The sequence below is a fragment of the Micromonospora sp. CA-240977 genome (assembly GCF_050942285.1).
Lineage (GTDB): Bacteria > Actinomycetota > Actinomycetes > Mycobacteriales > Micromonosporaceae > Micromonospora.
Map to the genome: position 1 here is coordinate 2,100,481 of NZ_CP192055.1, position 13,530 is coordinate 2,114,010.

15 protein-coding genes are annotated in these 13,530 nt (G+C 69.2%); 7 read left to right on the top strand and 8 right to left on the bottom strand.

What is annotated here, in order from left to right; all coding sequences use genetic code 11:
• Positions 1 to 36: 36 nt before the first annotated feature.
• The 3 genes from ACQPWW_RS09830 to ACQPWW_RS09840 all read left to right on the top strand — a co-directional run bounded on the left by ACQPWW_RS09830 (position 37) and on the right by ACQPWW_RS09840 (position 3,368).
• Positions 37 to 990 carry an NAD(P)-dependent alcohol dehydrogenase gene (locus ACQPWW_RS09830; RefSeq protein WP_433131245.1) on the top strand — a complete coding sequence of 318 codons (954 nt, stop codon included), beginning with the start codon at positions 37 to 39 and terminating at the stop codon, positions 988 to 990.
• 114 nt (positions 991 to 1,104) lie between these two features.
• Positions 1,105 to 2,223: a serine hydrolase domain-containing protein gene (locus ACQPWW_RS09835; protein ID WP_433131247.1), complete on the top strand. Its 1,119-nt coding sequence runs from the start codon at positions 1,105 to 1,107 to the stop codon at positions 2,221 to 2,223.
• 185 nt (positions 2,224 to 2,408) lie between these two features.
• Positions 2,409 to 3,368, top strand: coding sequence for a DUF4034 domain-containing protein (locus ACQPWW_RS09840; RefSeq protein WP_433131249.1), 960 nt, complete (start codon positions 2,409 to 2,411; stop codon positions 3,366 to 3,368).
• Between the two features lie 58 nt (positions 3,369 to 3,426).
• Here ACQPWW_RS09840 and ACQPWW_RS09845 read toward each other — a convergent pair whose 3' ends face one another.
• Positions 3,427 to 4,068 (bottom strand): DUF4291 domain-containing protein, encoded by a 642-nt coding sequence (locus ACQPWW_RS09845; RefSeq protein WP_433131251.1) that lies wholly within the window; start codon positions 4,066 to 4,068, stop codon positions 3,427 to 3,429.
• Positions 4,069 to 4,224: 156 nt separating this feature from the next.
• Positions 4,225 to 4,611, bottom strand: a complete 387-nt coding sequence (locus ACQPWW_RS09850; RefSeq protein ID WP_433131253.1) for a hypothetical protein — start codon at positions 4,609 to 4,611, stop codon at positions 4,225 to 4,227.
• A 904-nt stretch (positions 4,612 to 5,515) separates the two neighbouring features.
• On the opposite strand from ACQPWW_RS09850, the gene ACQPWW_RS09855 reads away from it, so the two are divergent.
• Both ACQPWW_RS09855 and ACQPWW_RS09860 read left to right on the top strand, forming a co-directional pair.
• On the top strand, positions 5,516 to 6,307 hold the full coding sequence (locus ACQPWW_RS09855; RefSeq protein ID WP_433131255.1) for an SDR family NAD(P)-dependent oxidoreductase: 792 nt from the start codon (positions 5,516 to 5,518) through the stop codon (positions 6,305 to 6,307).
• A 154-nt stretch (positions 6,308 to 6,461) separates the two neighbouring features.
• Positions 6,462 to 6,986 (top strand): DUF4760 domain-containing protein, encoded by a 525-nt coding sequence (locus ACQPWW_RS09860; RefSeq protein WP_433131257.1) that lies wholly within the window; start codon positions 6,462 to 6,464, stop codon positions 6,984 to 6,986.
• A gap of 128 nt (positions 6,987 to 7,114) precedes the next feature.
• Here the strand turns inward: ACQPWW_RS09860 and ACQPWW_RS09865 are convergent, their stop codons facing one another.
• The gene (locus tag ACQPWW_RS09865; RefSeq protein WP_433131259.1) at positions 7,115 to 7,675 is read right to left on the bottom strand and encodes a hypothetical protein; all 561 of its coding nucleotides are present in this window, start codon (positions 7,673 to 7,675) and stop codon (positions 7,115 to 7,117) included.
• A gap of 70 nt (positions 7,676 to 7,745) precedes the next feature.
• On the opposite strand from ACQPWW_RS09865, the gene ACQPWW_RS09870 reads away from it, so the two are divergent.
• Positions 7,746 to 8,312: a hypothetical protein gene (locus ACQPWW_RS09870; protein ID WP_433131261.1), complete on the top strand. Its 567-nt coding sequence runs from the start codon at positions 7,746 to 7,748 to the stop codon at positions 8,310 to 8,312.
• Between the two features lie 27 nt (positions 8,313 to 8,339).
• Here ACQPWW_RS09870 and ACQPWW_RS09875 read toward each other — a convergent pair whose 3' ends face one another.
• A complete protein-coding gene (locus ACQPWW_RS09875; protein WP_433131263.1) occupies positions 8,340 to 9,791 on the bottom strand; it encodes an FG-GAP repeat domain-containing protein in 1,452 nt (483 codons plus the stop codon).
• A 533-nt stretch (positions 9,792 to 10,324) separates the two neighbouring features.
• Here ACQPWW_RS09875 and ACQPWW_RS09880 point away from each other — a divergent pair.
• Complete coding sequence (locus ACQPWW_RS09880; protein ID WP_433131265.1) at positions 10,325 to 10,645, top strand: hypothetical protein; 321 nt, start codon at positions 10,325 to 10,327, stop codon at positions 10,643 to 10,645.
• Positions 10,646 to 10,681: 36 nt separating this feature from the next.
• On the opposite strand, the gene ACQPWW_RS09885 is transcribed toward ACQPWW_RS09880, so the two are convergent.
• The 4 genes from ACQPWW_RS09885 to ACQPWW_RS09900 form a co-directional block, all read right to left on the bottom strand.
• Positions 10,682 to 11,269: a GNAT family N-acetyltransferase gene (locus ACQPWW_RS09885; RefSeq protein WP_433131267.1), complete on the bottom strand. Its 588-nt coding sequence runs from the start codon at positions 11,267 to 11,269 to the stop codon at positions 10,682 to 10,684.
• Positions 11,270 to 11,350: 81 nt separating this feature from the next.
• Positions 11,351 to 11,899, bottom strand: coding sequence for a nucleotidyltransferase family protein (locus ACQPWW_RS09890; RefSeq protein WP_433131269.1), 549 nt, complete (start codon positions 11,897 to 11,899; stop codon positions 11,351 to 11,353).
• A gap of 228 nt (positions 11,900 to 12,127) precedes the next feature.
• Positions 12,128 to 12,955: an SAM-dependent methyltransferase gene (locus ACQPWW_RS09895; protein WP_433131271.1), complete on the bottom strand. Its 828-nt coding sequence runs from the start codon at positions 12,953 to 12,955 to the stop codon at positions 12,128 to 12,130.
• 152 nt (positions 12,956 to 13,107) lie between these two features.
• Entirely contained in the window at positions 13,108 to 13,494 is a 387-nt protein-coding gene (locus ACQPWW_RS09900) for a hypothetical protein (RefSeq protein WP_433131273.1), read from the bottom strand.
• Between the last annotated feature and the right edge of the window lie 36 nt (positions 13,495 to 13,530).

Below are 13,530 nucleotides of genomic sequence, written 5' to 3' on the forward strand. Positions count from 1 at the left end.
GGCTGGCCTACCTTCCGGAAGGGCTGGTGGCACCAGATGAGAGCAGTCGTGTACGACCGGTACGGGCCCCCGGACGGGTTGCGAATCGAGAACCTTCCCAAGCCCTCTCCCGCTGCCCGACAGGTACTCGTCAAGATTGCCGCGACCTCGGTGAATTTGAGTGACTGGGAGACTCTGCAAGGTTCGCCACTGTATTCGCGCATCGGTGGGCTGCGCTCCCCGGCACGGCGCACCCTCGGCTCGGACATCGCCGGATGGGTCGACGCGGTGGGCTCCGCCGTCACCCGGTTCCGGCCCGGTGACGAGGTGTACGGCGACAACCTCATGCTCAAGGGCGGCTTCGCCGAGTACGCGATCGCGCCCGAATCGGTCCTGGCCCGCAAGCCCGCCGCCCTGACCTTCGCCGAGGCGTCGGCGATCCCACAGGCGGGCGTGATCGCACAGCAGGGCACCGCGGGCGCCGCGGCCGGCAAGCGGGTCCTGATCAACGGCGCCGGCGGAGGATCCGGCGCATTCGCGATCCAGTTGGCCAAACGACTCGGCGCCCAGGTGAGCGGCGTCGACAACGCGAGCAAGCTCGACTTCATGCGGTCCGTCGGCGCGGACGAGGTGATCGACTACCGCAGCCGGGACTTCACCCGCGGCGGCCCGTACGATCTCATCCTCGATCTGGTCGCGCACCGATCGGTGTTCGCCTACCGCCGGGCACTGGCCCCCGGTGGCCGCTACCGGTGCGTCGGCGGATCGGTCGCGGCGCTGCTGCGCGTTCTGACGATCGGCGCGGTGGCCGGCCGGCTCACCCACCGCCGGCTGGGCGTGCTCGCCGTCCGGGAAGGGCCGAACCACTTCGAACCGGTGGCCGATCTCTGCGTGGCGGGTGACCTCGCCCTCCACATCGACCGGACCTTCACGCTCGACGAGACGCCCGAGGCGTTGACCCACGTGGGGGAGGGACGCGCCCTGGGAAAGGTCGTCGTGAGCGTCAACTGACCCGGAAGGGTTGACCCCGTACCGGCCTTCGGGGCGAAGCCAGGGTGGCCCCCGATAGGAATGCCGCTCTCGGCCGATCAGGCTTGGGTCTTCAGAAGCTGATCGGGGGGTCGGATGAAGCAGGTACTTCGAGCGCTGGTGACGGCGACGACAGCGGTGGCCGTGATGGCGGCGCCGGCCGCCGCTACCGCCGCTCCACAGGACGCGGATCGCGGCCGGCTACAGAGTGACCTCGACGAGGTCGTGGCCGCCGCCGCGATCGGCGCGCTGGCGCAGGTGCGTAGCGAGCATGGCGTGTGGCGGGGCGCCAGCGGTGTCGCCGAGGTCGGCAGGACGCGGGCGGTCCCGGCCAACGGCCGGTTCCGGGTCGGCAGCATCACGAAGACGTTCCTCGCCACAGTCGTTCTGCAACTGGTCGACGAGGGTGAGCTGAGGCTGGAGGACACTGTCGATTCGTGGCTGCCGGGAGTCGTCCCGAACGGTCACCACATCACAGTGCGGCATCTGCTCAACCACACCAGCGGGCTGTACGACGTGATCCCCACACTGCCGCTGCCGCCGGACCCGGCGTTCCTGGACAACCGGTGGCGTACCTGGACCGCGGACGAACTTGTCGCGCGGACGCTGGCCAACCCGCCGGTGTTCGACGAACCAGGTTCGGCCTTCTCCTACTCGAACACCGGCTACATCCTTCTGGGCCAGATCATCGAGAAGGCGACTGGCACGTCGTACGCCGAGCAGATCGAGCACCGGCTGATCCGGCCGTTGCGGTTGGACGACACCTGGCTGCCGGGGACGTCGACGCGGATTCGCGGACCCCACCCCCACGGGTACGTGCCGATCAGCAAGCAGAACGGAGGGCGGCAGCTCGTCGACTACACGCAGATGAACCCGTCGGTGTTCGGCGCCGCTGGCGAAATGATCTCCACCACGAAGGATCTGAACCGGTTCTTCGCCGTACTGCTCAGTGGGCGCCTCCTACCGGGGCACCTGCTCGACGAGATGAAGACGCCGGGTGTCGAGAGCCGCAAGTACGGTCTCGGGCTGGCCTGGCGGGACACACCGTGCGGAATTCGTGTGTACGGCAACGACGGCGACGCCCTCGCCTACCAGGCCTACTCGTTCTCCACTCAGGACGGACGCCGCCAGGTGACGGTGGCGGTGACGCCCAACCACGACGGTGACATCGACGACGCCGCCGACGCGTTCGTGGACAAGGCGATCTGCGGCTGACGGCCGTCATCCTCCGCCGAAGCTCCAGAGTGGCACCGGGTACCGACACGTCAACCCGCCCCGATGCTACGCGCTGGCAGCCGAGCAAGACTGGAGGTCCTGTGCGCTGCCCCGAGTCACCAGACGTCTCCTGGTGATCGGGCGGACCGTAGACTCCTCGGCCAGAGCGGGGGAGGGTGATCCACATGTGGCCATTCAAGGGGCGTCGGCAGCCGGTCGGACTCGTCATCGATCCAGCGCAGGGTGACCCGCGGGCGCGGGCGCTCATTGACGCTTTCGGCGTTCGGGACTGGAGGACAGCGCGAGACATCCTCGTCGCCGCTACCGACCCGGACACCCGGGCGTACCTGGTAGAGATCGTGGGAGACGTCGACGGCGTACAGGATTGGATCGGCGAATGGGTGGACGCCGAGCCGGACTCGACGCTTCCCCTGCTGATCCAGGGCTGCCACGCGGTGTACTGGGCCTGGGAGGCCCGGGGCGCCAAGCGCGCCGAACACACTGCGGAGGACCAGTTCCGCGAGTTCTCCCGCCGGCTCCGGACCGCGGAGAACCTGCTGAACGAGGTCGTCGATCGGGATCCCGACGACGTGACCGCCTGGACCTGGCTGGTCATGTCGTCGCGTGGCCGCCAGGTGGCCGCAGACGAGGCGCATGCCCGGTTCGACGAGGTGGTGCGGCGCCACCCGGCCCACGTGGTCGCGCACGAGCATCGTCTGCAGTACCTCTGCGCCAAGTGGTTGGGCAGCGACGAGCAGATGTTCACGTTCGCCCGCGAGGCCACTGCAAAGGCGCCGGACGGCAGCCTGTTGCCGGAACTCGTGGTCATCGCGCACATCGAGAAGTGGCTGTCGCTGTCACGCGGGGAGGACGACGAGTACATCCGCTCGCCGCAGGTACGGGCCGAGATTCTGGCCGCCGCGGAGAAGTCGGTCCTCCACCCAGCCTTCACGCCCAGCTTCGGCTGGGTACCCCGTGCCAACGCGATCGCGATGGGACTGAAGATGGCCGCCGAACTGGAGGCCGCGGCCCGGGTCTTCGACCTGCTCGGCGACCGAGTCGGCGGGTGGACCTGGAACTACTGCGGCAATCCGGTCGATGCCTTCCTGGAAGCCCGGGAGGAGGCATACGCCCACCGCAGGTGAAGCCGCCTTCGGCGCACAGTTGGCCGCGACCGAGGCGCTTCGCCGTGCCGAGCGGCCATCACTGTTCGTGCTGCTGCTGGGGCGCCTTGCCGGTGGTGACGTCCGGGTTGGCGTTGAGACCGGTGGCGATCCGCTCCGGTAGCGGGTAGACGTGCTCGACAGGGAGTTGAGCTGATGCCGCCTGTTCGTCGCCGCTGCGCAGGAGGTCCCGGACCTGGTGCACCATGGGGGTGATGTCGGTGATGGCAACAACCCAGTCCTCGACGTACCGGTCGACGGCCTCGCGGGACAACCCAACCTGCAGTGACCGGTACGGCAACGCCGTCAGATGCAGGGACCGTTCCGGGTCCCACTGCACTCGGACCGGGCTGGCCTTCAGTTGCCGTGACCAGGTTGCCCTGTCGCCGTGCAGCTCTCGGTCGTAGTGGCTGAGGCAGGCTCGCGTCAGGGCCCACTCGAATCCCTCCCGTGTGATGTCGATGGAGAGCACGCGCTCCTGTCCTGGCTTGGTGGCCCAGCCGCAGCGGTACATCATCCACAGGAAGGAGGGCTTGACCCACGTCATCCGGCCCCGCTGAAAGGGGGACACGAACCTGCCGGCTGTCACCGCCGGCAGCGCGATCTGCGGCGGGTACGCCTGGTACACCGTGATGGTGTCGGCCGAGTAGCGGGCGCGGATCTGACGGGCGGGAACGGACACACCCTGATCCTCACCGACGGGGCTGGATCGCTCCACCGAGATTCCGCATCCACGCGAGCCGACATGACCGTGCGGCATCGTCCGCTTCTGCCGTGATCCGCGACAGTCCTGAGCGGACGCACGATGACGTGGGACAGGGCTGGTTGGACTGGCGAATCACACAGCTCGGATATCGAGCAGTTCGGGCGATGGAAGCTCGTCGGGATCAGCCTCCCCAACGCCGACCCACTCGATGCCACCGAGCACCTCCCCACGCTCAGGTTCCTCGATGACGTAGAGGAACAGGCCGTCCTGGGAGCCTCGAACGCTCGCGTTGACTCTGACGGCCATCCCGAGGCCACGTCCCTGCTGAAAGTCGATCGACGGACATCCGCAGCCGCACGTGCCGACGACGAGCGCTTCCGCGGACTGGCGCCGCAGGTTTCCGACGCCCTCAACATCAACGGCCAGCAGCGCCTCGAGCACGGCACGCTCTCGCCGAGTCAGCGGCCTCGCCTCCACGCCAACAATCGTCGCATCCGCGACGGCGAACAGCATCCTCATCTGCCGCGAGCGCGGAGGGGACGCTCAGTGAACCAGCGAACAGCAGGTCGCCGAGCCGGCTCGGCCGGGTGGTAGGCGACATTCCGACGTATGGGCTGCCGGATCTGGGTGCGGTTTGGTCACTCCGGCCCGCAGTAGATGGATGATCTCCACGCCGGAATCATCCGGCCTCGCGGGGCACCCGCACGCACCCCACCCGCGGACGCACCCCAACCCCCGCACGCGCCCAGCCCAACCCCGCACGCACCCACCCCATCCGCGGACGCGCACCCCGCCCCGCGAAGCAACCCTCATCCGTGCCGCCGGAGTCCGGCCAGGGCCTGTAGAGCTGCCCCACATATGGGACGCCCGACCCCACCCGCCCCGGACGCGCACCTCCCTGTGCGCACCCACCTCTGGGCGCACCTCCCTGGGCGCACCTCCCTGGGCGCACCCACCTCTGGGCGCACCTCCCTGGGCGCACCTCCCTGGGCGCACCCACCTCTGGGCGCACCCCCCCCGGGCGCCCCCCCGGGCCGCACCCCACCCCCCCGGGGTCGCACCCACCCCCCGGACGCATCCCCCCGGACGCGCCCACCCCCTGCGAAGCAACCCTCATACGCCGCACCCCGCGGCCCCGATGTGCCCCACTCGTGGGGCAGCTCTACAGGAAGCAACGACGGTGAACCTCAGAAGCGCGCGCCGCGGCCAGTAGGTGAGCGGCGGGCATTGGTGAGGTAGGGACCGTTGGTTGCGGCGATCGAGAGAGACGGCCGCCCGTCGGACCGCCGTACCTGGACAAGCCCGGCTTTCAACCTGGTCGGCTGCCGGCTTGGCCTAGTGTGGTCACTCTGCGTCGCGATTGTGGGAGTACACTTGCTTGCGCAAGCAATTATGGCGAATGAGGCGTTGGTCTAGCTGTCCCGTGTTCATCGACGCCGTCGCACGAATCGGAGGTACCGACATGAATCGCCTCAAAGGGCGCGCTGCGCTGGTCACTGGCTCGACGAGCGGAATCGGCCGCGGTGTGGCGGAGGCGATGGCCCGCGAGGGCGCCATCGTCGTGGTGACCGGACTTGAAGCGGAACGCGGTGCGCAGATCGTCGACGGAATCGTCGCGGAGGGCGGCATCGCCCACTTCGTCGAGGCGGACCTCTCTGCGGGTGGCTCCGAGGTTCGCCGCCTTGCACAGGAGGCGACGGCCCTGGCGGGTCGGCCGATCGACATCCTGGTCAACAATGCGGCCTTTCTCGTGCCGCCGCACCCCATGACCGAGTCGACCGAGGAACAGATCGACAAGGTGCTGGAGGTCAACGTCAAGGCCCCGTTCCTTCTGACGGCGGCCCTGGTGCCCGGCATGGTCGAGCACGGCGGCGGTTCGGTGATCAACATGGGCTCGATCGGCGGCGTAGAGGGGATCAAGTTCACCTCGCTCTACGGTGCCAGCAAGGCAGGTCTGCACTCGCTGACGAGGTCGTGGGCCGCGGAGTTGGCCGCCGACGGTGTGCGGGTGAACACCGTCGCCCCCGGACCCACCATCACCGAGGGCAACGAGGACCTCCGCCCCCTCCTGGAGAAGCTCGCCGAGAGCAACCCGGACAGGCGTACGGGAACCGTGGAGGATACCGCTGCGGCGGTTATCTTCCTCGCCAGTGACGACGCGTCACACATCCACGGTGTACTCCTCCCCGTGGACGGCGGGGCCCTCGCGATCTGAGAGCGCGGGTCACGGAGACGAGGTGGGCTCGAGGTCGGCGATCGTGACGGGAGTCGGGTCAGCCGATGCTCGCCTCGACCCACTACCCTCGGGCCTTGTGATATCCGACCTGGCGAATGTCGTGGCGGCGTGCGGGTCTGCGATCGCGGTTGTCGTGACGGTCGTATTCGCGGTACGCCAACTGCGCTCGGCGCAGACCGCCAACCAGACCCTCGTCGCGATTGAGCTGCTGACCCGAGACCGGTCGAGCGACGAGTTTCTCCGCGCCGAGGACTTCGTCCTCAATGAGCTGACCGTCCGGCACCCGGCACCCGATGTCAGCGTCAGTGACCTGCCGGCCGAGGCCCGCCACCACGTGGTCCGGCTGTCTTTGTACTACAACGGCCTGGGCCAGATGCTCGCCTTCGCGGCGGTCGATCCGAGGCTCCTGGTGGGTACGGTCAGCTACCGCTCCCGGCAGGCCTGGCGCACCCTGGAGCCCTACATCCTCGCCGAGCGCGCCCGGCGCGGTGAGACGTACCTGTCCCACTTCGAGCACCTGGTTCACCTGGCCACGCACAACCCGTGGGCCATGGCGGTCCGCAAGTTCGACCTCAAGCGCTTCGACAGCTATCCGGCGGAGCTGGGCATGAGCGACGGTACGACGAAGGTGTTGTCGCGCCAGCACGACGTTGCCTGATCCGGCCGGCTCAGATCGGCCGCCCGAACGCCACTCGCTCGGCGAGCCGGTACCCGTCGACGTCGACCGGGCGCGCGGACCTCGCGGGGCCGGCGCCACGAGCACCGGCCCCGCTGTGGTCGAGTTGCTCAGGCGCGGAAGTACGTGCACTGGAAGGCCATGTCGTCCACCCGTACGGCACCGCTGCCACCGAGCAGGGAGACCCGCATGAACACCTGGGTCGGACCGTCCGCGTAGCTGGCCACGTCATGCCGCCGCCAGACGGTGTCCGTGATCCGGACGGTGCGCAGCGCGAGGTAGGTCCAGCTCGCCGGATCGATCACCTCGACGTTGAGCACCGCCGGCCCGCTCACCGCCCGGACGAAGAACCCACCGCCGCAGGTGGTGGAGTGCCCGGCGGTACGCGGCCGGACGGTGAGCAGCTTGCCCACCCCGGACCAGCCGCCGGTCGAGGTCGTGAGAATGGCGTTGTTCGAACCCGACCGGGCCGTTCCCGCGCCCAGCTCGAAGGCGCCGCTCCCGGCGCCGGAGCGGTGGAACTCCCACACCGCTGCCGGGTCCCCCTCGAACCCGTCGGTGTGCTGCCAGAGGTCCGCCTGAGCGGGACCGACGGCAACGGTCAGGGCCACCGCCGTCGCCATGACGGCTGCCGCGGTGAGGCGTGCGGCTCTGGTGAATGCGGTTCTCATCCCTGTCTCCTTCGCTCGTCCGCCGCTCGTCACGGCGCGCCGTAGATATGGCCTGGCCCCAGAACGCCCGGTGGATGACCTGGCCGAAGTGCTCTGCGCGGTGGGCCGTGTCGACGAAGCGCTGGCCAGAATGCGTAACGCCGCGACGATGACGCATGGCGAGGAGTTGCCCGACCTGCTGGCCCGGCTCCACCGGATCGATGACCTCCGCGCCTGCGCCGCGGCCCGACGTCCCGGAGCTGCTGTGTCGCTGGCAAGGCTGCTGTTCGGGCTCGGAAGGGCTGACGAGGCGATGGAGGTGTGGCGGGCACACTTGGCCGTCACGCATGACTCCGCTCAGCCTGATGAGCTGGGTTACCACTCCGATGACTCCTCGACCCTGGGTGCCCTGTTCGCGCGGCACGGCTGGGTGGCGTGGGCGGAGGAGATATGGCGTGCCGATGCCGACCTCGGCTGTTGGCACTGCCGAGCCAGACTGCTGGGCATGTTGTTCGAGCAGGGCCGCGTCGATGAGGCGGTGGGGGTGTGGCGGGTCCACCCACGCGAACTGCCCGGCGCCCCACCCAGTGAACACTGTCGTGCTGCCGACGGTGTCCGCCGCTGCGGGCCCGTACGCACAGGCCGGGCCCGTCGATGACGGGCCCGGCCTGTGCGAGGTGCTGTGTCAGCTGATCCGGTCGAAGCCGCCCCAGCCCGTTCCCACCCGTGCCGGGGACGAGAGGACCCGGTTGGAGGTGAACGAGCCCGTGCCCGGGTACATCCAGAGGGTGTCGTCGCTGGACTTGCGACTCACGACGTCCGACTTGCCGTCCTGGTTGAAGTCCCCGGCGGTCAGCGCGTTCATGCTGTTCCACCCGTAGCCGATCGGAATGGCCGGGTCGACCACGTGGTCGGTGGTGAACGAACCGGTGCCCGGGTAGAGCCAGAGCACCCCGTCGGTCGCTCGGCCGACGATGTCGGACTTACCGTCCTGGTTGAAGTCGCCGCTGGTGAACACGTCGAAGCGGCCCCAGCTCACGCCGATGCGGATCGAGGAATCCAGGACGGCGTCGGTCACGAGCGCCCCCGTGCCGGGGTAGAGCACCAGGATCTCGTCCGCGGCCCGGCGAGCCACGACGTCGGACTTGCCGTCCTGGTTGAAGTCGCCGCTGAAGATCGCATCGAACTGGTTCCAGCCGGTGCCCACACGTACGGGCGGAAAGTTCAACACCCGGTCCGTGGTGAACGATCCGGTGCCGGTGTACACCCACAGGGTGCCGTCGGCGGCCTTGCGGGCGATGACGTCGGACTTGCCGTCGTTGTTGTAGTCGCCGCTGACGAGGCGGTCGTACTGCCCCCAGCCGGTGCCCACCCGGATCGATGACCCGAGGATCCGGTCGGTCGTGAACGACCCGGTGCCGGGGTAGAGGAACAGCTCGTCGGTGCTGCCGCTGCGGGCGAGGACGTCGTCCTTGTTGTCGCCGTTGAAGTCACCGGAGACGCCGGAGGCCGGGGGTGCCGGCGGAGGCGTGGGCGCGGTCAGACCGCTGCGGCGAATCGGTCGGAAGCTCTGGAGGTCCGTCCACGTGTTCTTGCCCAGATTCCCCATGTTGCTGTTCCGGTAGGGGTTCCGCACCGTCTCGCCGGTCTGGTTGAACGAGTAGACGTACGCGCCCTTGGAGTGGTCACTGCTGCTGGCCCAGAAGGCGAAGAGCTCCATGTGCCCGTCCCGGACCATGGCGTCACCGGGCTGGAATTCGTTGATGCTGCCCAGGGTGAACCACATCGAGTTGCCGTCGCGGAGGAAGTCGTCGGTGTTGTAGTCCCAACCGTCCGACTTCTTGTTCAGGTGCCAGACCATGGAGACCAGTCCGGAACAGTCCCGGCGGTACTTGTGGGTGCCTTCTTCGTCGGAAGCCGCGACGCTCTGGTCCTGGGTGTACGTGAGGCCTCGGTCGACCCAGTTCTGCGCCCGGTCCAGGATCTCGTCCCGGGTGATCGGGCCGTTGATGCTGGACGCCTGCGCCGGCGTGGCGACGACTGTCACTGCGCCCGCCCCCAGGACCAGCAGCGTGATCGCGCTGGCGACCAGGCGGACCACTCCTCGCGGCCCGTAGCGCCTGTCGGACAATCTCATTCCGTTCTCCTCCCGTGAGCGCCCTGGGACTGGGCGCGGTCCTTGGCCCCCGCCGTCGTGACTCGCGCCAGGTGGCGTGCGTCGATTCGGCGCCTACGGCAGGCGCTCGTCCGACCGGCGGTGGCTGGAGAACAGTGGCAGTCCGGGATGGTCGAAAAGCTGAAAGGATCGTCAAGGTTCGTTCCAGGTTTCGCCCCGGTGGGCCGTCTACCTTCGGGCCAGCCGGCGGCCGAGCCGGTCGGCGATACTCACCAGGAGCGGACATGGGAATGCGAAGAGTCGCTTGGACAACGGCCGTCGTCGTCACGACGGTGGCGGTCAGCGCCGGCTGCGGCGGCGGTACGGATCGGACGGCCGCCGCGCCGCCCCCGACCACGTCGGGAATGACAGGCGCGCCGACGGCGACGCCAACGGCCCCCATGCCGAGCGCCACGTCCGCCCCGACCCCGTCCGGGTCGCCGTCGGCCGGCCGGCCGACGCCGGGTGCGACCAGGCAGGGTGCGGACCCCGTACCACATCCGCCGGTCCGCCCGGTGACCACCGGGCCCGCCGCAGTCGTGACGGCGGACGCCTCGTGCGCGGTCTCGACCTTGTCCACCGCGGCCACGGACTCCCTGAGCGGCAGGGAGCCGGGGCTGAGCGTGGCCAAGGTCGCCGTCCTGGGCTGCCGGAACGGCTACGCGCGGGTGGTCGTCAGGCCGGCCGGCGACAGTGTCCTGGCCGAGCCTCAGCTCTTCCTGCGGCAGGTGACCGGGGCCTGGCAGTTCGTCGGCCGTGCCGACGCGGGGCTCGACTGCGGTGACACCGGCCTACCGTCCGCGATCGCCACTGCCTGTTCCGCGCTCACCACCTGACGGACGCCTGCGGAACGGGCAGGTTCGGGGCGTCCATCAGACCGGGCCACCGCTGTCTCCGACGCCGACCCGCGCCTGGCCGTGCCAGGTCTCGGCGAGGAGGGCGTAGGTGTAGCCGTCCACCCAGCCCAGCTCCGCGTGCCAGGAATCGCCGACGCCGTGCTGCTCACGACGCATGCCGACCTTCTCGAGGATGCGTACCGAAGCGAGGTTGTCCGCGAAGCAGCCGGCGGTGATTCTCCGAATGCCCAGGCTGTCGAATGCGTGCGCCACCACCGCGGTGACCGCCTCGGTCGCGTAGCCGTGTCCGCCGTAGGCGGGATCGAAGATGTAGCCGAGGTGGGCCTCGGTCCGTGGTGGCATGCCGGGTTGGCCCATGCCGTCGACGAGGTCGAGCGAGACGGTTCCGATCACCACACCGTCGAGCGTGGCCGCCATGCTGTGGTCGTCGGGGTCTGCGGCCGCGCGTCGCCATGCCGTGCGGAAGGCGGCGGGGTCGACCTGCGTGCGCAGTAGCCAGCGCGTGACCTGCGGCAGATTGCGGTACTCCAGGATCCGGTCGACGTCCTCGTCCCGCACCGGGCGAAGCTCGAGGCGTTCGGTGCGTACGGTGGTGTTCTCCATGAGGCGGCACGCTAGTGGACCCACCCCGCCGAGGCGGACGAATATCGGGCCGCCCGGCCCGACCGGAGCGCTGTCTGAACGCTAGATCTCCAGCCGCAGTCCGGCCCATCGGTGGAGCCATCCCTTGACCTCCACCCGCCGCCGTACCGTCGCGCGGCCCGTTGCGGTGGCCATTGCCGGAGACGGGCGAACAACCATTCCCACCAGGTCGGTCAGGCCGTGGCAGGACACCAGACGAACAGCGTCGCCCCGCAGAGTCACAGCGACGCACGTCGCCGTCTCGGGCCAGCGCGATATCGCGTCCAGGGCGGACGTGTAGGGCTCGTCGCCGTTGCGCAGATGCATCCGCGCCTGATTGCGAATCTCCCACGGCACCCCTGGCAGGGCCGCGAGGGCGCTGGCCTCGGCGCGTGCGTCCGCGCGAGGGTCCAGCTCGTCCCGGTCGAAGTAGGCGACATCCACGTCGCGCTCCGGCGAGACGGGGAGGCCGCTTATCGCGTCCCAGACGCGGTTGCGTACGAAGCCGGCGCCGATCCACCAGTCCGGTAGTCCAAGGTCGGCCGCGGCCCGAAGGACGCGCATCGCTCCCGGGTCTGACTCGATCACGCCCACCACGTCCCGCGCGCCCATGGCCACCTCAGGGACCCTAGACCAGCAGACGTGCACACCGGTGGCGAGGCGAGCGGAGTGCCGGCCCCACCCGCTTCGGGGGAAGCACCACGCACAGGTGGTGAACCGGAGCCGGAAATTGGCCCGGTACCGGCCGATGGTACGACCACACCGTCACACCCGGCAGCGGGTGATCACCGTGTCCGTCGACGGAGCGCGCTCCGTCGACGGACCTCACCGGATCGGCGGCTACGGTTTGCGGGCGAGGAGCCCGACAAAGGTGTGGTAGGTGTCGGTCTGCTGTGGACTCGGCGCGCCCGGCTCCGGACGCCACTCGGCCAGCGGGACCAGCCCCGGTTCCAACACCGTCAGGCCATCGGCGAACGAGAGGATCTCCTCATCGGTACGCCAGCGACCGGTGCCGAGCGACTCGTTGAAGACCCGCTCGACCTCGCGGGCCTTGCGGGAGCCCTCGGGGTCTCGCTCGGCCGGGTCGCGGAAGTGCGAGATCGCCACGTAGCTGCCGGAGGGCAGCGCGTCGATCAACGCCGCCGCCACCCCTCGCGGATCCTCGTCGTCACCAAGGTGGTGCAGGATCGCGAAGAGCAACAACCCGATCGGCCGCTCGAAGTCGAGGAAGCGGCGTACGTCCGGGTGGTCGAGGATTTCCTGCGGGGTCCGAACGTCCGCCTGGATCACCGTCGCGGTGCCCTCCGCGGCGAGCAGGGCCCGTCCGTGGGTCAGGACGATGGGGTCATTGTCCACGTACACCACCTGAGCCTTCGGGTTCTGCTCGGTGGCGACCTCGTGCACGTTGCCCTGGGTGGGCAGCCCCGACCCGATGTCGAGGAACTGGTCGATGCCCGCCTCGGCGACGAGGAAGCGAATCACTCGACGCAGGAAGGCCCGGTTCGCCTGGCCGGCCGCCGGCCCGTCCGGTGTGATGCGCAGGGCGTGCTCGGCGACCTGTCGGTCCACCTCGAAGTTGTCCTTGCCGCCCAGGAAGAAGTCGTAGACCCGGGCCACGCTGGGAATGCGGGGGTCGATGCCGGGGGGTGCCGCCTTGTCGCGGGTCACAGGCGTCTCCGTTCGATGGGGATGGGCGCAGGCTGGGGTCTGCTGGCGGTGCCGGGTAGCGGCGAGTGTAGCGATCGGGAGAGTTGAATTCCGCCCCGACTGGTATCGCTCCCAGCCAACCGTCGGCGCCATGACCGGATGCCGGTGCGGGATCAGCAGGTGCGCGGCTGCCAGCTCACCTTCGTCACGTACATCGGCACGTACAGGTCGCCTCCGCCGGGGCGGGCACACAACGAGCCGGACAGGTTCGACCCGAGGTACGTGTAGGACCAGGTGATCTCGGCGTTACGGGATGTGTGGTTGTAGAAGTTGAAGGCCGGGACGTTGCCGGACCATTCGCCGTTGGTCACCAGAGACGGAGTCGCGGTGGGACCCTCCGCCGGGTGATCCCAGTTGGGCCAGACGCAGAGCATGCCCTGTGGGCAGTTCCCGGGTAGCCATTGTTCGGCTGATGCCTGGGCGGATGCCGCCGAGGCGGCGGGGGCGGTGGCCAGCACGCCTGCGACGGACGCGGCGACGGCGATGGATTTCAGCAGCACGGCACACCCACTTCGATGAAGATCGATGAATGGGCT